The organism is Streptomyces sp. NPDC088725 (assembly GCF_044751305.1).
In the GTDB taxonomy this organism is placed as follows: Bacteria; Actinomycetota; Actinomycetes; order Streptomycetales; family Streptomycetaceae; genus Streptomyces.
Window position 1 is genome coordinate 402,231 of record NZ_JBIVLO010000006.1, and the last position, 18,382, is coordinate 420,612.

At 70.2% G+C, this 18,382-nt stretch carries 17 protein-coding genes; 14 read left to right on the forward strand and 3 right to left on the reverse strand.

The window, feature by feature from the left end:
- Position 1: 1 nt before the first annotated feature.
- The 11 genes from ACIP6N_RS18170 (at position 2) to ACIP6N_RS18220 (ending at position 13,476) form a co-directional block, all read left to right on the forward strand.
- Complete coding sequence (locus ACIP6N_RS18170; RefSeq protein WP_401816726.1) at positions 2-1,435, forward strand: RsmB/NOP family class I SAM-dependent RNA methyltransferase; 1,434 nt, start codon at positions 2-4, stop codon at positions 1,433-1,435.
- Between the two features lie 291 nt (positions 1,436-1,726).
- Positions 1,727-2,935 carry an ABC-three component system protein gene (locus ACIP6N_RS18175; protein WP_401816727.1) on the forward strand — a complete coding sequence of 403 codons (1,209 nt, stop codon included), beginning with the start codon at positions 1,727-1,729 and terminating at the stop codon, positions 2,933-2,935.
- Complete coding sequence (locus ACIP6N_RS18180) at positions 2,932-3,423, forward strand: three component ABC system middle component (RefSeq protein ID WP_401816729.1); 492 nt, start codon at positions 2,932-2,934, stop codon at positions 3,421-3,423. Before ACIP6N_RS18175 ends, ACIP6N_RS18180 begins: the two co-directional genes overlap by 4 nt.
- On the forward strand, positions 3,420-5,369 hold the full coding sequence (locus ACIP6N_RS18185; protein ID WP_401816730.1) for a DUF3732 domain-containing protein: 1,950 nt from the start codon (positions 3,420-3,422) through the stop codon (positions 5,367-5,369). The genes ACIP6N_RS18180 and ACIP6N_RS18185 overlap by 4 nt, the downstream gene beginning before the upstream one ends.
- Before the next feature lie 148 nt (positions 5,370-5,517).
- Positions 5,518-6,201, forward strand: a complete 684-nt coding sequence (gene rpe, locus ACIP6N_RS18190; RefSeq protein WP_401816732.1) for a ribulose-phosphate 3-epimerase — start codon at positions 5,518-5,520, stop codon at positions 6,199-6,201.
- 129 nt (positions 6,202-6,330) lie between these two features.
- Positions 6,331-7,347 (forward strand): sugar-binding transcriptional regulator, encoded by a 1,017-nt coding sequence (locus ACIP6N_RS18195; protein ID WP_401816886.1) that lies wholly within the window; start codon positions 6,331-6,333, stop codon positions 7,345-7,347.
- A gap of 203 nt (positions 7,348-7,550) precedes the next feature.
- On the forward strand, positions 7,551-8,999 hold the full coding sequence (locus ACIP6N_RS18200; protein ID WP_401816888.1) for a GuaB1 family IMP dehydrogenase-related protein: 1,449 nt from the start codon (positions 7,551-7,553) through the stop codon (positions 8,997-8,999).
- A 138-nt stretch (positions 9,000-9,137) separates the two neighbouring features.
- Entirely contained in the window at positions 9,138-10,019 is an 882-nt protein-coding gene (locus tag ACIP6N_RS18205) for an RNA polymerase sigma factor SigF (protein ID WP_401816734.1), read from the forward strand.
- A 186-nt stretch (positions 10,020-10,205) separates the two neighbouring features.
- Positions 10,206-10,673, forward strand: coding sequence for an Lrp/AsnC family transcriptional regulator (locus ACIP6N_RS18210; RefSeq protein ID WP_401816735.1), 468 nt, complete (start codon positions 10,206-10,208; stop codon positions 10,671-10,673).
- A 144-nt stretch (positions 10,674-10,817) separates the two neighbouring features.
- Positions 10,818-11,615: a carbon-nitrogen hydrolase family protein gene (locus tag ACIP6N_RS18215; protein WP_401816737.1), complete on the forward strand. Its 798-nt coding sequence runs from the start codon at positions 10,818-10,820 to the stop codon at positions 11,613-11,615.
- Between the two features lie 139 nt (positions 11,616-11,754).
- A complete protein-coding gene (locus ACIP6N_RS18220; RefSeq protein ID WP_401816738.1) occupies positions 11,755-13,476 on the forward strand; it encodes a flavin monoamine oxidase family protein in 1,722 nt (573 codons plus the stop codon).
- A gap of 54 nt (positions 13,477-13,530) precedes the next feature.
- Here the strand turns inward: ACIP6N_RS18220 and ACIP6N_RS18225 are convergent, their stop codons facing one another.
- Both ACIP6N_RS18225 and ACIP6N_RS18230 read right to left on the reverse strand, forming a co-directional pair.
- Positions 13,531-14,463, reverse strand: a complete 933-nt coding sequence (locus ACIP6N_RS18225; RefSeq protein WP_401816739.1) for an LLM class F420-dependent oxidoreductase — start codon at positions 14,461-14,463, stop codon at positions 13,531-13,533.
- Positions 14,464-14,496: 33 nt separating this feature from the next.
- Positions 14,497-15,231 carry a DUF5995 family protein gene (locus ACIP6N_RS18230; RefSeq protein WP_401816740.1) on the reverse strand — a complete coding sequence of 245 codons (735 nt, stop codon included), beginning with the start codon at positions 15,229-15,231 and terminating at the stop codon, positions 14,497-14,499.
- A 401-nt stretch (positions 15,232-15,632) separates the two neighbouring features.
- Between ACIP6N_RS18230 and ACIP6N_RS18235 the strand changes: the two genes are divergently transcribed.
- Together ACIP6N_RS18235 and ACIP6N_RS18240 are read left to right on the forward strand one after the other, a co-directional pair.
- Entirely contained in the window at positions 15,633-16,607 is a 975-nt protein-coding gene (locus tag ACIP6N_RS18235; RefSeq protein ID WP_401816742.1) for a tyrosine-type recombinase/integrase, read from the forward strand.
- A gap of 106 nt (positions 16,608-16,713) precedes the next feature.
- Positions 16,714-17,343: a class I SAM-dependent methyltransferase gene (locus ACIP6N_RS18240; protein ID WP_401816743.1), complete on the forward strand. Its 630-nt coding sequence runs from the start codon at positions 16,714-16,716 to the stop codon at positions 17,341-17,343.
- Between the two features lie 100 nt (positions 17,344-17,443).
- Here the strand turns inward: ACIP6N_RS18240 and ACIP6N_RS18245 are convergent, their stop codons facing one another.
- Complete coding sequence (locus tag ACIP6N_RS18245) at positions 17,444-17,836, reverse strand: DUF4440 domain-containing protein (RefSeq protein ID WP_401816744.1); 393 nt, start codon at positions 17,834-17,836, stop codon at positions 17,444-17,446.
- Between the two features lie 122 nt (positions 17,837-17,958).
- Between ACIP6N_RS18245 and ACIP6N_RS18250 the strand changes: the two genes are divergently transcribed.
- On the forward strand, positions 17,959-18,330 hold the full coding sequence (locus tag ACIP6N_RS18250) for a hypothetical protein (protein ID WP_401816745.1): 372 nt from the start codon (positions 17,959-17,961) through the stop codon (positions 18,328-18,330).
- The last annotated feature ends 52 nt before the right edge of the window (positions 18,331-18,382 follow it).

Below are 18,382 nucleotides of genomic sequence, written 5' to 3' on the forward strand. Positions count from 1 at the left end.
TTTGAACGAGCAGGCCCGTCGCCGTCCCCCCAAGCCGTACCGCCGCCCCAAGAAGGATCCCGTGCGGATCCTCGCCTTCGAGGCGCTGAGGGCCGTCGACGAACGTGACGCGTACGCCAACCTCGTGCTCCCGCCGCTGCTGAAGAAGGCCCGCGAGAATCCGGACTTCGAGACGCGCGACGCGGCGCTCGCCACCGAACTCGTCTACGGCACCCTGCGGCGGCAGGGGACGTACGACGCGATCATCTCCGCGTGCATCGACCGGCCGCTGCGCGAGGTGGATCCGCCGGTGCTCGACGTGCTGGCCCTGGGCGCGCACCAGCTGCTGGGGACCCGGATCCCCACGCACGCCGCCGTTTCCGCGAGTGTGGAGCTGGCGCGGGTGGTGCTCGGGGACGGGCGCGCCAAGTTCGTCAACGCCGTGCTGCGCAAGATCGCGCAGGACGATCTCGACACCTGGCTCGGCCGGGTGGCGCCGCCGTACGACGAGGACGCGGAGGACCACCTCGCGGTGGTCCACTCCCATCCGCGCTGGATCGTTTCCGCACTCTGGGACGCGCTGGGCGGCGGGCGCGCGGGCATCGAGGATCTGCTCGAATCCGACAACGAACGGCCCGAGGTGACGCTCGTCGCCAGGCCCGGCCGCTCCACCACCGATGAGCTGATGGACGCGGTCGGCGAGGAGTCTGGGCTGCCCGGCCGCTGGTCGCCCTATGCCGTACGGCTGGCCGAGGGCGGCGAGCCCGGCGCGCTGGACGCCGTACGGGACGGCCGTGCCGGTGTACAGGACGAGGGCAGCCAGCTGGTGGCGATCGCCCTCGCCAACGCCCCCGTGGAGGGTCCGGACGCGCGCTGGCTCGACGGCTGCGCGGGACCCGGCGGCAAGGCCGCGCTGCTCGCGGCGCTGGCCGCGGGGCGCGGCGCCTCGCTGCTGGCCGCCGAGAAGCAGCCGCACCGGGCGAGGCTGGTCGAACGCGCGCTGGCCGGAAACCCCGGTCCTTACCAGGTGATCACCGCGGACGGCACCCGCCCGCCCTGGCTGCCGGGCTCCTTCGACCGCGTGCTGGTCGACGTGCCCTGCTCCGGACTCGGAGCGCTCCGCCGCAGGCCGGAGGCGCGCTGGCGCCGCCGGGTCACGGACCTGGAGGGATTCGCCCCGCTCCAGCGCAATCTGCTGCGCGAGGCGCTGGGCGCGGTCCGGGTCGGCGGCGTCGTCGGATACGCGACCTGCTCGCCGCACCTCGCCGAGACGCGCGTCGTGGTCGAGGACGTCCTGAAGGGCCGCGGCGGGCAGCCCGTCGAGGCGGAGTGGATCGACGCCAGGCCGCTGATGCCCGGGGTCCCCGCGCTGGGGGACGGACCCGACGTCCAGCTGTGGCCGCACCTGCACGGCACGGACGCGATGTACCTGGCCCTGCTGCGGCGCACCGCCTGACGGGCCGGTACGGCGGCCGGGCGAGCCGGAGAGACGGCGACCGGCGGTCCGGGTGAGCGCGGTGGGGAGCCGGGACGCTGCGGCGCGTCCGGCCGCCCCGCGCTCACAGGCACCGGACACCGCGACGGGCAGCCCCGCCGGTCGCCTGCCGGTATGGGGTCCGTGGAACCGGCACCGGGTGGTTCCGCGGTTTCCGCGTCAACTTCGCTGTGCGAAGGGGGTGTTGGTCAGAGGCAGTACGTGGCACGATAGGGTCCCTTGCGGTGAGCTTCAGCCTCCAGGGAGCGGGACATGGCTGAGCGGGAACCCCATTTTGAGGCGTCGGCCTCAGCACTCGGCTACGTCTACCAACTGCGTGAAGCCCTCCACTTGTGCGTGAACCGTCTCGGAAGCCTTGACTGGGCACTGGCCATCGAGGCGGGGGACGACATCGAGGAGGTCCGCCGGGACGGGCGGACGTACTACCAGCTCAAACACCGTGCCGCCGGCACGAAAATGACCAACGCGAGTACGGATCTGTGGAAGACCCTGCGCATTTGGGCCCACGCGGTCCACGGTGGTCACCTCGATCTCGGCCAGACTGATCTCATCCTGCTCACCACCGCGGAACTGCCCGAGGGGAGCGCGGGCAGCATGCTGCAGTCAGCGGATTCGGGGCAGCGCGATGAAGAGAATGCCCTGAAGGCGCTGATGACCACCCGCAGGACATCCAGGAGCGGTTCCCTGGCGAAGGCCTTCGCGGCATTCGATCTCCTGGAGCCTTCGCAGCTGGCACGCATGGTGTCCAGGATCCAGGTGATCGGCAACGCCCCGGATGTGGACGCCGTCGAGCAGAAGCTGCGGCAGGCGGCGATCATGGCCGTGGGGCGTGAGCACGCCACCTCGTTCCTCGTCCGCCTGGAGGGATGGTTCTTCCGGCGCACCATCCAGCAACTGCGGGCCGGCGGCTCGGACGCGATCACGGGGATGGACTTCGACGCGGTCTTCTCCGATCTGCGCAACCAGTTCGGGCGGGCGAACCTGCCCATCGACGAGGACATCGCCGAGATGCAGGCGGACCTCGCCAGGTATTCCGGCCGGCCGTTCGTGCGCCAGATGGAACTCATCGAGCTGGGATCGAAGCGCGTGAACCGAGCGGTGCGCGACTACATGAGAGCTGTCACCCAGCGCTCGCGGTGGCTGAACGAGAACCTTCTGCTGCCCAGAGAGCTGGGCGGTTACGAACGCCGCCTGATCGAGGAGTGGGAAGAACTCTTCGACGACATGGTCGACACCCTCGGAAGGGAGGCGGCCGAAGCGGAGAAGATCGCCGCGGCCACGAGGATCTACCGGTGGGCGATGACCGAGACGCAGCGGCGCATCCGCCCCGAGTGCGATGAGCCGTTCGTCGCCAAAGGCTCGTTCCACATTCTCGCCGACGACTACAGGATCGGCTGGCACGTGGACTTCGTCGCTCGTCTCATGGCCGTGCTGGAGCCCGTGGGGACCCCGCCGGTATGAGCGGGTTCAGCACTCTCAGCCGCGACGAGCGTGCCCTGTACAACCCCGCCTTCACGGGTCTGGTCGCGGCCCGTGCGGTGCAAGGCCATCAGACGGAGTTCGACACGCCGTGCCCGGTCGTCATCGCGACCCTCGCCGCGGTCATGGCCCTGCAGCCGGCGATCCGTACCGCGCTGCCGCGCTCGATCGCGAGCGGACTGCACCGCTGGGTGCAGGGTCATCCCGGCGTGCGCGCCTCGATGGCCCTGAACGCGACGGCACTCGCGGACGTGGTCCGCCCCGGGCTGCTGATGGCCCTGCAGACCCACACGCTGACGTGCGATGCGCAAGGGCGCCTCCACGTTCCCCACAGAGCTTTGAAGAAGGCGATCACCGGCGGCAGCGACGAGGTCGTCGCCGTCCAGAAGGCCGCGCTGCTGCTGGGGCGCTGGCTGCCCGGCGCAGGCAGCACAAGCACCGTCATGACCCTGCTAGGAGTGAGGCCTTGACGTTCCAGATCAGCGCCATCTCCCTCTACAACAGGGATGGCGAGATTCGTACAGTCTCGTTCAGGACAGGCTCGCTCAACATCATCACGGGGGACTCCAGACGTGGAAAGAGCGCCATCCTGACCATCGTCGACTACTGCCTGGGCAGCGACGACTTCGTCATCAGGGGAGCGCCGCTCCGCAACTTCGTGGACGTCTTCGCGCTCACCGTCGTCAAGGGCGACGAGCAGCTGTTCGTGGCGCGTCCCGCACCCGCGGGCAAGGCGGCGACCAACTCCACCTTCTGCGTTGTCTCCCAGGCTCCCGGGGCGCCCCCGCCCGGCTTCGCGGACTTGACCTTCTCCATGCCGATGGACGTCGCCAAGAAGGTCCTGTCCAGGTTCACGGGCATCGACCCCGCTGTGCGGCTGCCGGTGGCACGCAGCCCCCGCCGGCTCTCCCCGTCCGTGCGGCACAGCCTGTTCTTCTGCCTGCACAAGCAGAACGACGCCGCCGGCCAGGACCTTCTCTTTCACGGTCAGACGGACGAATTCCACCGCCCCGCCCTGCGAGCGATGCTCCCGTACTTCCTGGGCGCGGCGGATCCCGAACGCGCCCAGCTCGAACACCGCCTCAGGCTCCTGCGCCGGCAGCTGGTCGAACAACAGGAGCGCCTGACGGCAGCCCGGCCCTTCCGGCCCGCCTCAGGGACGGCGGCCGGGCTGCACGGAGAAGCCGTCGAAGCCAATCTGCTGCCCCCGGCCCCGCCGGGACGCCCGCTGTCCGGCGACGAGGTCGTCGACCGACTGCGCCGAGCCGTCGGGGCGAGCGCCCCCGACACGGAACCACCCGCGACTGAGGACCCGCTGTCCGCTCTCCACACGGCGCGGAGCGAGCTGCGTCAGGCCTACTCCCGGACCCGCGTACGGATGTCCAACCTCAAGACCCTCGCCGGAGAGAAGGACGATTTCCTCGGCCAGGTACGTGAGCAGCACGCCCGGCTCGCGACCCTCGGCCTGCTGCGGCGGGCACACCCGGAGCCGACCCCGCAGGATGAGCTGTGCCCGGTGTGCGGCGGTCACGCGCCCGGCGCCGGGCAGGTGTCCCGGCTCATGCGGCGGGACCTTGAACGCGTGGACGCTGAGATGTCCGCGATGGGAGAGGCCGGGCCGGAGATCGACGCGCGTATCGCGGAGGAGGAGGACGCGCTCGCGGACCTGCGCTCGGCGCTGGCCCGCAATCAGGAGGAGATCGAGGTCCTGAGCGCCGGTCGGCGGGCAACCGCCCAGGACGATCCGCGGCGCCGGGCCGCAGTCGTCCAGGGGCGCATCAGCCTCTTCCTGGACACCATGACCCGCCATGCCCAGACTCCCCCGGAAGACCGCCGGGAGGAAATCGCCGCGGAGATCGCCTCGATCGAGGAACGGCTCGGCAGCAGCGCTCAGGAGGATCTGCTCAGCAGCCGCCTCTCCCTGGTCGACCAGAAGATCCGGTCCAAAGCCGTCGCCCTGGGGCTGCGGCACCACGGTGATCCCCTGCGCCTGGACCCCCGAGCGCTGGCTCTCATCGCCGACACACGGCACGGGCCCGTCAAAGTGCCGGAGACGGGCAGTGCGCGCGACCGCCTTGGCTATCACCTCGCGACCCTGCTGAGCCTGCACGAGTGGTTCAGCGAGATCGACAGCCCGGTTCCGCGTTTTCTCGTTCTCGACCAGCCTTCCCCGGCAGGGTTCCCGGACGAGACTCCCGGCGGCGGGTCCGGGGCCGCCCGTGCTGCGCGGCTCGACCTCTACCGGACGATCCAATCGACCGTCGAATCCCTCGCCGGCGCCTTCCAGGTCATCGTCCTTGAACATGCCGAGCCGGATGACGAACCCTTCCGCAGCGCTGTGCGCGCACGCTGGAGACGGAGCAACGGAGAAGCCCTCGTCCCTGAGCACTGGATCACCTACGACTCCGGCGAGTGACCCGCCGGGCGGAGCCGCGGAGCGGAGCAGCACGGACACCGGCGTCAGCGGCGCGAATGGCGCGCTCCGGCGCGTATCGCGGGCACCGGCACGTGCCAAGACGTGGGCCGTGGACAGAGGCGCCCGCGGTCCATGGCAGGCTTGGGCCATGGCTCAGATCAACCCCAGCATTCTGTCCGCCGACTTCTCGCGTCTCGCCGAGGAGGCGAAGGCCGTCGAAGGCGCCGACTGGCTGCATGTCGACGTCATGGACAACCACTTCGTGCCCAATCTGACGCTCGGCGTGCCGGTGGTCGAATCGCTGGCCCGGGCGACGGACACCCCGCTGGACTGCCACCTGATGATCGAGGACCCCGACCGCTGGGCGCCGCAGTACGCCGAGGCGGGCGCGGGTTCCGTGACCTTCCACGCGGAGGCGGCCGCCGCCCCCGTACGGCTGGCGCGGGAGATCCGGGCCAAGGGGGCCAGGGCGTCCATGGGACTGAAGCCCGCGACGCCGGTCGAACCGTACGAGGACCTCCTCCCGGAACTCGACATGCTGCTGATCATGACCGTCGAGCCGGGCTTCGGCGGCCAGGCGTTCCTCGACATCATGCTGCCCAAGATCCGCCGTACCCGGCAGCTGATCGCCAAGCACGGTCTTGAGCTGTGGCTCCAGGTGGACGGCGGGGTCTCCGCCTCCACCATCGAGCGGTGCGCGGAGGCGGGCGCCGACGTCTTCGTGGCCGGCTCGGCCGTCTACGGAGCGGACGATCCCGCGGCGGCCGTACGGATGCTGCGTAGCCAGGCCGCCGAGGCCACCGCCGCCGCCTCATGGGCGTGCGCGCACTGACCCGTGGCCTGCGTGGTCGGGAACGTGAACAAGGCCCATCAGGGCTGATCAAGGGCCGTTGCGTCTGACAGGATGAACAGCGGATCCGGAGTGCGGAATTGCGGAAAGAAGGAGATCGCGGTGTCTGGTATGTCGGCGGGTCGGTCGGCCCTGCGGATGGGACCCGCGGAGCTGGTGCAGGCGGCGGCCATGGCGCGCCGCTTCTATCTGGAGGGCAAGTCCAAGATCCAGATCGCCGAGGAGTTCGGCGTCAGCCGCTTCAAGGTGGCACGGGTGCTGGAGACGGCGCTGGAGCGCGACCTCGTACGGATTGAGATCCGCGTCCCGGCGGAACTGGACGCGGAGCGTTCCGACGCGCTGCGCGCCCGCTACGGCCTGCGCCACGCGGTGGTCGTCGAGTCGCCCGCGGAAGGCGCGGACGAGTCGCCCGACCCGGAGAATCTGGGCGAGGTGGCCGCCGATCTGCTCGGCGAGCTGGTCGTCGAGGGAGATGTGCTCGGCCTGGCCTGGGGCAGATCCACCATCCACATGGCGGCAGCCCTCGACCGCCTGCCGCCCTGCACGGTCGTCCAGCTCACCGGGGTGTACGACGCGGGGACGGCGGAGCGCGGCTCGGTCGAGGCCGTACGGCGCGCCGCCCAGGTGTCCGGGGGAGAGGCTCACCCCATCTACGCGCCGATGCTGCTGCCCGATCCGGCGACGGCCGCCGCGCTGCGCAGGCAGCCGGGCATCGCCCGCGCCTTCGACTACTTCGACAAGGTCACCGTCGCCGCGGTCTCCATCGGATCGTGGGAGGCGGGGATCTCCACGGTCCACGACATGCTCACCGACGAGGAGCGCGGCCACTACGCCTCGCTCGGGGTCGCCGCCGAGATGTCCGCGCACCTCTTCGACGCCGAGGGCCGGCGGGTCGGCCGCGACCTGGGCGAGCGCTGCATCACCGTCGAGGCCGACCGGCTGCGCCGCATCCCCGAGGTCGTGGCGATCGCCGGCGGGCTGCGCAAGGGGCCGGCCATCGGAGCCGTTCTGCGCTCGGGGCTGGTCACCAGCCTCGTCACGGACACGGTGGCGGCGGACTACCTCCTGACGGAGTTCGACCCGGCGCCGCGGCCCGCGCTGGAGCGGATGGACCCCGACAGCCAGTGACGGACACGGGGCGAAGGTGCGTCCCTCGTGGCGGGTGACACCGGGCGACAGACGCCCGTGCTTTGGAGCTTCCTCCGAAGGCACCCGCCCTGAGCTGGAGGTTTCTCTCCTGTCTGTTCCCGGACCGGGCATGGGACAATGAGGTACGTGCGATTTCCCCCGGCTCCACCGACCGGGGTACGGCTCCGATCGACTGGGATGTTCTGCACGTGCGTTTTCTCAATGACCTCCAGCCCCCGTACGACCTGACGTACGACGATGTCTTCATGGTGCCGAGCCGGTCCGCCGTCGGCTCCCGCCAGGGCGTGGACCTCTCCACCCCGGACGGCACGGGCACCACGATCCCGCTGGTCGTCGCGAACATGACCGCGATCGCGGGCCGCCGCATGGCGGAGACCGTCGCCCGGCGCGGCGGGCTCGTCGTCATTCCCCAGGACATCCCGATCGAGGTCGTCGCCGAGGTCGTCTCCTGGGTGAAGTCCCGTCACCTCGTGCTGGACACCCCGATCACACTCGCCCCCTCCCAGACCGTCGGCGACGCGCTCTCCCTGCTGCACAAGCGGGCACACGGCGCCGGTGTCGTGGTGGACAGCGAGCGGCGGCCCGTCGGGATCGTGACCGACCACGACCTGACCGCCGTCGACCGCTTCACCCAGCTGTCGGAGGTCATGTCGAAGGACGTGCTGACGATCGCGGCGGACATGGACCCCGGCGAGGCGTTCAACGCGCTCGACGGCGCCAACCGCAAGCTCGCCCCGGCGGTCGACGCGGACGGCAGGCTCGTCGGTATCCTCACCCGCAAGGGCGCGCTGCGCGCGACGCTCTACACCCCCGCCACCGACGCCCGGGGCAGGCTGCGGATCGCCGCCGCCGTCGGGATCAACGGCGAGGTCGCGGCCAAGGCCGAGCAGCTGCTCGGCGCCGGTGTCGACACGCTCGTCGTGGACACGGCGCACGGTCACCAGGAATCGATGCTCGCCGCCGTGCGGGCGGTCCGCGCGCTGGACCCGGAGGTGCCGATCGTCGCGGGCAACGTCGTCTCCGCCGATGGCGTACGCGACCTGATCGAGGCGGGCGCCGACATCATCAAGGTCGGTGTCGGACCCGGCGCGATGTGCACCACCCGCATGATGACCGGTGTCGGCAGGCCGCAGTTCTCGGCCGTCAAGGAGTGCGCGGCGGAAGCGAAGAAGCACGGCAAGCACGTATGGGCCGACGGCGGGGTGCGCCACCCCCGCGACGTCGCCATGGCGCTCGCCGCCGGAGCCTCCAACGTCATGATCGGCTCGTGGTTCGCCGGTACGTACGAATCGCCGGGCGACCTTCAGCAGGCGGCCGACGGACGGCTCTACAAGGAGTCGTTCGGCATGGCCTCCGCCCGCGCCGTGCGCAACCGTACGAGCGAGGAGTCGGCCTACGACCGGGCACGCAAGGGCCTCTTCGAGGAAGGCATCTCCACCTCGCGGATGTTCCTCGACCCCACCCGCCCGGGCGTCGAGGACCTGATCGACTCGATCATCGCCGGGGTGCGTTCCTCCTGCACGTACGCGGGCGCGAACTCCCTGGAGGAGTTCGCGGAGAAGGCCGTCGTCGGAGTCCAGAGCGCCGCCGGATTCGCCGAGGGCAAGCCGCTGCACGCCAGCTGGAGCTAGCCGGCACGACCTCGTCGGAGTACCCCGGGGGAACCGGTTTCCCGGAGAGCTGAGAAACTTCTTTGATTCAGCAGACATGACCGGCGAAGTCCGGGGTACACGGCTGAAGCACTTACCTACAGAGCAGGGGAGGACCCAGTGTCCACTGCGAGCACGGTCCCGGTCCCGACCGACCGACCGCAGTACGGGATCCGGCAGCACGCGGAAGCGGCTGAGCTGGACCTTCCGTACGTGGAGTGCCCTGGGGATGTGGCCCCCAAGGACGCGCGCGAAATCTCCAAGCTCTTCTTCGCCCGGCTGACCGAGCTGGAGGAAGGGACCCACGAGTACAGCTATGTCCGCAGCACCCTGATCGAGCTGAACGTGGCCCTCGTCCGTTACGCGGCGGCACGCTTCCGCAATCGCTCGGACCAGATGGAGGACATCGTCCAGGTCGGCACCATCGGCCTGATCAAGGCGATCGACCGGTTCGAACTCACCCGTGAGGTGGAGTTCGCGACCTTCGCCGTTCCCTACATCATCGGCGAGATCAAGCGCTTCTTCCGGGACACCAGCTGGGCCGTGCACGTGCCGCGCAGGCTGCAGGAGCTGCGTATCGATCTGGCCAAGGCGACCGACGAGCTGGCGCAGCGGCTGGACCGCGCGCCGACGACCGCCGAGCTGGCCGCGCACCTCCGTATCGAGGAGGACGAGGTCATCGAGGGCATCGTCGCCAGCAACGGATACACCGCGGGTTCGATCGACATGCCGTCGGACGACGCGTCGCAGACCTCGGCCCCGCTCGCCGACCGGCTCGGTTCTCCGGACGCGAGCCTGGAGACGGCGGAGAACGTCGTGGCGCTCAAGCCCCTCATCGAGGAACTGGACGACCGCGAGAGGCGGATCCTGCAGATGCGCTTCGGTGACGAGATGACCCAGTCGGAGATCGGCGCGGAGCTGGGCGTCTCCCAGATGCACGTCTCCAGGCTGCTGACCCGCATCACCGGACGGCTGCGCGCGGGGCTGCTCGTGGTGGAGTGACCGCCTGAGGTGATCCCGTGAGATACGCGTACGGGTGTTCAGATGTATGACGGAGGGGTGTCCCGCACTGCGGGACACCCCTCCGTCGTCGCGGGTCGTCGCTTACCCCTGGTTCACCCACGCATGTTCTACTTCGGTGACGGCCACCGCCGCTCGCCGGTCCCGCAGAGAAGTGATCCACCAGCAGTGCGACTCAACGATCTCGACGAACGCATCGTCCACGCCCTCGGCGAGGACGCCCGCCGCTCCTACGCCGACATCGGCTCGCTCGTCGGCCTCTCCGCGCCCGCCGTGAAGCGGCGCGTGGACCGGCTGCGCGCCGAGGGAGCGATCACCGGCTTCACCGTGCGGGTGGACCCGGCGGCCCTCGGCTGGCAGACCGAGGGCTTCATCGAGATCTACTGCAGCGGCAACACCTCGCCCGAGGCCATCCAGCGGGGCCTTGAGCACTTCCCCGAGGTCGTCGCCGCCTCCACCGTCACCGGCGAGGCGGACGCCGTCGTCCAGGTCTTCGCCGCCGACATGCGCCACTTCGAGCAGGTGCTCGAACGGATCGCGGGCGAGCCGTACGTGGAGCGCACGAAGTCGGTTCTCGTCCTCTCGCCCCTGCTCAGGCGCTACGGCCTGACCAGGCAGGACGCCTCTTCGCAATGAATCGCCGCGCGGACGGCACCCGGCGCAACGAATCGGTGGTCGGCACGCAACGGACGCGTCTTGTCCGCGCCCGCCGCAGGACCGTACCGTCAATACGTCTCGCCGTATCCCCTTCTTGTCCCCCTCATCTTCCCGAGGTCTGCCATGCCGCCGCTGCGTACCGCCCTGCTCCAGAGCTCAGGAAGCCCTGGTTCGGTGGCCGGCAATCTCACGGTGCTCGACGAGGCGGCCGGCCGGGCCGCGCACGCGGGCGCGGGGCTGCTGGTCTGCCCGGAGATGTTCCTGACCGGGTACGCCATCGGCGAGGACGTGGCCCGGCTCGCCGAGCCCGCGGCGGGCCCCGGCGCGGACGCGGTCGCCGAGATCGCGGTACGCCACGGCCTCGCCGTCCTGTACGGCTACCCCGAGCGCGACGGCGAGCGGGTCTTCAACGCGGCCCAGCTGATCGGTCCTGACGGCACGCGGCTCGCCAACTACCGCAAGACCCACCTCTTCGGCCCCTTCGAGCGCGCCTGGTTCACGCCGGGGGAGCAGCCCGTCGTGCAGGCGGAGGTGGGCGGAGTACGCCTGGGGATCATGATCTGTTACGACGTCGAGTTCCCGGAGAACGTACGGGCCCACGCGCTGGCCGGCACCGATCTGCTGCTGGTGCCCACCGCGCAGATGCGTCCGTTCGAGTTCGTCGCCGAAACGCTCGTACCGGTCCGCGCCTTCGAGAACCAGATGTATGTGGCGTACGTGAACCGCACCGGTCAGGAGGGCGAGTTCGACTTCGTCGGTCTGAGCTGCCTGGCAGCGCCGGACGGCGTCCCGGGGGCGCGGGCCGGACGCGGGGACGAGCTGCTGATCGCGGACGCCGACCCCGAGCTGCTGCGCGCCTCCCGCGAGGCCAACCCGTATCTGCGCGACCGCCGTCCCGGCCTCTACGCCTCGCTTTCCTGAACCCGTCCCCCTCGGGGGCTCAGTCAGTTCCCTCAGATCCTCCCCTCGGCGCGCGCTGTCCGCCGCGAGCCGTTCCCCAGCCATGCCCGCGCCGAACCCGAGCCGTGCCCCGGTCGTACCCGCAAGGAGTTGTGCCCCCATGACGTCCACAGTGCCCACCGCCGTCCCGCACGCCGACGTACCGGCCGGCGAGACGCTGCCGCCGATCACCATGTTCGGGCCCGACTTCCCCTACGCGTACGACGACTTCCTGGCGCATCCGGCCGGCCTCGGCCAGATACCCGCCACCGAACACGGCGCGGAGGTCGCCGTCATCGGTGGCGGGCTGTCCGGGATCATCACCGCCTACGAGCTGATGAAGATGGGCCTCAAGCCGGTGGTGTACGAGGCCGACCGGATCGGCGGCCGGCTGCGTACCGTCGGCTTCGAGGGCTGCGACCCCGAACTGACCGCGGAGATGGGCGCGATGCGTTTCCCGCCGTCGTCCACCGCGCTCCAGCACTACATCGACCTGGTGGGCCTGGAGACCCGGCCGTTCCCGAACCCGCTGGCCCCCGGCACCCCGTCCACCGTCGTGGATCTCAAGGGCGAGTCCCACTACGCGCGGACCGTCGAGGATCTGCCGCAGGTCTTCCGCGACGTGATGGACGCCTGGAACACCTGCCTGGAAGAGGGCGCCGACTTCTCCGACATGAACCGCGCGCTGCGCGAGCGTGACGTGCCGCGCATCCGGGAGATCTGGTCGCGGCTGGTGGAGAAGCTCGACAACCAGACCTTCTACGGTTTCCTCTGCGACTCACCGGCCTTCAAGTCCTTCCGCCACCGCGAGATCTTCGGCCAGGTCGGGTTCGGCACGGGCGGCTGGGACACCGATTTCCCGAACTCGATCCTGGAGATCCTGCGGGTCGTCTACACCGAGGCCGACGACCACCACCGGGGCATCGTCGGCGGCAGCGAGCAGCTGCCGCTGCGGCTGTGGGAACGCGAGCCGGTGAAGATCACGCACTGGCCGGCCGGGACCTCGCTGGCGTCGCTGCACGGCGGCGAGCCGCTGCCCGCGGTGACACGACTCCACCGTACGGCGGGGAACGGGATCACCGTCACGGACGCCTCGGGCCGGATCCGTACCTACCGCGCGGCGGTCTTCACCGCCCAGTCGTGGCTGCTGCTGTCCAAGATCGCCTGTGACGACTCGCTGTTCCCGATCGACCACTGGACGGCGATGGAGCGCACCCACTACATGGAGTCGTCCAAACTGTTCGTGCCCGTCGACCGGCCGTTCTGGAAGGACGAGGAGGTGGACGACAGCGGACGTCCCACCGGCCGTGACGTGATGTCGATGACGCTCACCGACCGGATGACGCGCGGTACGTACCTGCTGGACAACGGCCCGGACAAGCCGGCCGTCATCTGCCTCTCGTACACGTGGTGCGACGACAGTCTCAAGTGGCTGCCGCTGTCCGCCGAGGAGCGGATGGAGGTCATGCTCAGCTCACTGCGCGAGATCTATCCGAAGGTCGACATCCGGCGGCACATCATCGGCAGTCCGATCACGGTCTCCTGGGAGAACGAGCCGTATTTCATGGGCGCGTTCAAGGCCAACCTGCCGGGCCACTACCGCTACCAGCGCCGCCTGTTCACCCACTTCATGCAGGACAGGCTCGCGGCGGACAAGCGCGGGATCTTCCTCGCGGGCGACGACATCTCCTGGACGGCGGGCTGGGCCGAGGGAGCCGTGCAGACCGCGCTCAACGCGGTGTGGGGCGTGATGCACCACTTCGGGGGCGCCACCGACGGCACGAACCCCGGGCCCGGTGACGTCTACGACGACATCGCGCCGGTCGAGCTGCCGGAGGACTGACGCGGTGGCCGGCCGCCGCCCGGCGGCCGGCCCCCACACGTGCGGTGCGTACGGTCAGATGCCCGCGGCGCGGGCGGCCGCGTACAACTCCGAGGAGACGTCGATCAGTTCCCGGGCGTCGTGCACCGTCGCCGACAGATCGATCAGCAGCTCCGTGACACCGTCCATCGCGGCGTGCTCCGCGAGGTCTTCCACGATCTGCGCCACACTGCCCTGGAAGGCCTGGCGGCCCTCGCCCTCGAACGGCTTCGCGCTGTACGAGAGGTTCGCCCTGACGCAGACGTCGAGCGGCCGCTCCCTGCCGCGCTCGGCGGCCAGGTCCCGCAGCTTCCGCCAGTCCTCGGCCACCTGCGCGGCGCCCATGGAGACGGGCATCCAGCCGTCGGCCCGGTCCACCACCCGGCGCAGCGCCCGCCCGCCGGAGCCGGCGAGGTAGACCGGGATGGGCCGCGCGGGCTTGGGGCCGACCTCGGACGGCGCGATGGTGGTCAGCTCACCCTGGTACGAGACGGGGTCGGGGCCCCAGACCGCCGCGCAGACGTCGAGCAGTTCGTCCAGGACCGCGCCGCGCTTGTCCATCGGCGCCACGCCCGCGGCCGCGTACTCGTCGACCGACCAGCCCGTACCGAGACCGGCGACGACCCGGCCGCCGCTCGCGTTGTCCAACGTGGCGAGGGTGCGCGCCAGTTGGAAGGGGATGTGCAGAGGCGCGATCAGGACGCTGGTGCCCAGGCGCGCGCTCCGGGTGGCGGCGGCAGCCAGCGTGAGCGTGACGAGCGGATCGGCGACGCCGCGGTAGTGGTCCGGCCAGGGCAGTCCCGGTATGCCGTAGAGCCCCTGCGTCATGGGCTCGGGGACCAGGGCGCGTTCGAAGACCCAGAGACTTTCGTAGCCGGTCTCCTCGGCGGTCCGTGCCACCAGGGGCACGTCCCGTCCGAGGTCGTACGCCTTCATCTGCGGGAGACCCAGTCCGAGCTTGATCGACATCAACGCACTCCTTCGTGCAGGAAACTGGAGCAACTACCTTATGCCGGTGAGTTGTTGAGCACTCAACCGCCATGGTGTCACGAGGCGGTGCCCCACCGCACCGACTCCCGCGTCCAGCCGGTCGGTGAATCGCGCCGCGAGCGCGGGCACGGCCCGCAGCCGCCAGAGCAGCAGCGCCGACGCCCAGGCCGCCTGGCGCGCACGCTCCAGGCTCCAGCTGCCGACAAGATGAGTGAACGGCTCGGCCAGCTCCAGCAGATCGGGCCCCGGCATCACCTCCTCCCGGATGCGCTCCTCCAACCGGCGGAGCACGCCGCCCACTTGATCGAACGAACCGGCCAGCTCGGCGGGTTCGCAGTCGAGCGCCGCGCAGGTGTCCACCACGGCGAGCGCCAGATCGTGCCCGATGTGCGCGTTGATCCCGGCGAGCGCGAACTGGAGCGGCAGCACGTCCGGATGGTCGCGCCGGCGGAACAGCGGCCACCAACAGGCGGGAGCTCGGAGGCCGTTGGCCATGCCCTCGGCGACGGAGAGATACCGCTCGGCGAAGAGCACATCCAGCGTCGTGGCGGGCCCCCGCTCGGCGAACGAGCCCGCGTCGATCTGCCGGGCGATCTCCTCCGTGACCGAGAGGTACACACGATTGAACACCGCGACCCCGTCGGTGACGGGCCACTCGGCGCGCAGGGCGCGCAGCCGCGCCACGACACGGTCGAGCGACGGCGGGCCGGCCGGGGTCCCTGTCGTACGGCTTTCCATCCGCTCCATCCGGGAAGGCTCCCAGCCGGGACCTCCTCTCGCCCCGCCGGAAGCGCCGGTCGCCGACGGCTTCCCCGGAATGGGGTAACGGGCCTCGCGCGGCGGCGCCTGGCGCCCCCTCGGGCCGCCCGGTGCCCCGCCCGTCACGGCCGCGCCGCCCGCAGCGCCTTCCGGAGGCCGGTGCCGGTCTCGCAGGGCAGTAGTGGGGGTTGAGGAACATCGGAACGAAAACTGGCGCTAAGCCTGGATCGGCCCTGGTGGGCGGCTGACGGAGCTTCGGCTACCGGAACTCCCTGAAGTTGTCCCACAGATAACGCCCTATTATCTGTGGGAGATTGGTTCGTCACCTGCGGTGACGTTCTCCGGGCCGCACATGAAGAGGCCCTGTTATCTGTGGCAAGGGGGAAGCAGTGCCCACCGTCGTGCAACTGCCGGCCGGGAAGGCGTTGACCGTCCGCGCGGTGGCCGACGCCTTCCTCGACTCGCTCCGCAACCCGAACACTGTCCGCAGCTACGGAGTCGGCGTCGGCAAGACCGCCGAACGGCTCGGAGTGGCTCGCCCGATCGGGTCCGTCGCGGATGACGAGATCGGCGAGGCCCTGGAACTGCTGTGGGGCACCGCGGCGGTCAACACCTGGAACGCCCGCCGGGCGGCGGTTCTGTCGTGGCTGGGCTGGTGCGAGTCGTACGGGTATGACAGCCCGGCGGTCCCGGCCTGGACGAAGCGGCTGGCAGTGCCGGACTCCGAGACCCCAGCCCGCTCGAATATGGCCGTGGACCGGCTCATCGCCCGGCGCGAGGTCCACCTGCGAGAGAAGACGCTGTGGCGGATGCTCTACGAGACCGCCGGGCGGTCCGAGGAGATCCTCGGCGTGAACATCGAGGACCTGGACTTCGCCGCGCGCAGCTGTCCCGTGAAGGCCAAGGGTGCCCGGAGCAAGGCCCGCCGCCGAGGGCAGGCCCGCGAGGACTTCGTGCTGGAGACCGTCTACTGGGACGCCGGCACCGCCCGGCTTCTGCCCCGCCTGCTGCGCGGCCGTACCCGGGGCCCGGTGTTCGTCACTCACCGCCGCCCCGGCCCGGGGAAGATCGTCAGCCTGCGTGACGTGTGCCCGGACACTGGCCTGGCGCGCCTCTCCTACGGCCAGGCCCGCGCCCTGCTCGATGAGCACACTGCGGTGCACGGACCGGGGACCGGCTGGGACCTGCACGAGTACCGCCACTCCGCCCTCACCCACCTCGGAGAGCAGGGAGCCTCCCTGCTGATGCTGATGGCCAAGTCCCGGCACAAGAAGCCGGAGAACGTCCGCCGCTACTTCAAGCCGTCGCCCGAAGCGATCTCTGAGCTGACCAGCCTGCTCGCCCCCGGCAACGCGCGCCGCTGACCCTGCTGCCCATGAAGTCGGCTTGCGGCTGCACGCCTGCTTGCGCCGACACGAGGGGAAGGGCCGGAGAACAGCCGTGAACGGCGGGGGTGTTAGTTTCCTGCCCGTGTTAGAACACCAGAATGAGACCAGGGCTGCCTACGACGGGGTCGTCGAGCTCTATGCGTCGATGTTCACTAGCCGGTTGGAGACGCGGCCGTTCGCGCGGAACATGATCGGCACCTTCGCCGAGCTGGTGCGTGATACGGGGAACTTGCGGGTAGCCGACGTCGGGTGCGGACCCGGTCATCTGACGGCCATGCTGCACGACCTGGGGCTGGACGCCTTCGGCATCGACCTCTCCCCGGCCATGGTCGACCACGCTCGGCGGGCCCAGCCGGCGTTGCGGTTCGACGAAGCGCGAATGGAGGCCCTCCCGGTCGAGGACGGCGCGCTCGGTGGAGTGCTGGCCCACTACTCGATGATCCATACCCCGCCTGAAGAACTGCCCGCGCTGCTCGCTGAGCAGGTGCGTGTTCTGGCACCAGGGGGTCTGCTCCTGGTGTCCCTCTTCGGGACGGAGGGGCCGGAGCCAGTCCGCTTCGATCACAAGGTGGCGCCCGCCTATAGCTGGCCTGCGCAGCAGTTTGCCAACTTGCTGGCCGAGGCCGGCCTCGTCACGGTGGCCCGGTTGCTCCACGACCCGGCGTCCGAGCGCGGCTTCCTCGACACACACTTGCTGGCCCGCCGCGCGTAGAGACTGACCTGCGAGAGCTCTTGAGTTAGTTCGGTCGACATACCTTCACTCAACTTCGGACCTGAGATAAGGCGCCCGAAGGCCCTGAATGAAGGTGTGTTCAGCCCTCGGGGACGGGGGTGCCCTGGTGGTAGTAGAGCCGCCATCCGGTGTCGCCCTCGCCCTTGCGCCACAGGGAGCTGCGGCGAGCCCGGTGTCCGGCGATGACGCTCTCGTACGTCAGGTGCACGAGGTCCGGGGCGAGGAGCACCCCGCGCATGCCGGATGCCTCGATGCGCGGGCTGTCCACTCCGCCGTGAAGGGTGGGCAGGGCCGTGACCATCTCCTCGTACGTCCAGCGCCGCCCGGAGGCGCCGACCTCGACGAACTCGGGGTCGAACAGCCGGACGCCGACGGCGGAGGCCCGGACGGCGGGATCGTGCAGGCGCAGTTCACCGTCCTTCGCCGCGGCGATCGCGGCCTGTTCCGCGGGGTTCTCATTCGTGTCGATCATGGACGCATCCTCTCCCGCCCAGGAGCCCTCGGCAAAGGGTCTTCGGGTCCTCGTCCGTTGACCAAAGTGGAGACCATGGCATTCCGGGCCGCGGCCCGCCTGGTCGCCTCTACAGTTGCGTCATGGAGTTCAACTGGGGTGACTCGATCAGGGAACTGATGCTGGTAGAGCATCCTTCCGACACACACCTCTCGCAGTCGAGTACTCCGGGCGGAAAGAGCCCGCTGGCGCGGAACGACGACAACACGCTCAACACGCACGCCGTGCTGTTCGACGGGACGAAGGCGGCTCTGGTGATCCTTGGCACGGGCGTGGCGCTGGGGGCCGCTGCGGTGAAGGCCGCTCCGCACGTCAAGAGCGGGCTGATCAGCCTCAAGTCGAAGCTGCGCCGCCGGGCGGAGGAGACCACCGACGCCGAAACCCCCGTTCCCCTCACGGTCGTTGCGGAGGTCGGGCCGGAGCAGCCTGACCCCCCTCGACTGCGCGCTGTCTGACCGTCCGGCCAGGTGTCGGCGCGGGCCCGGGTACATCCGCATCACGGTCTAT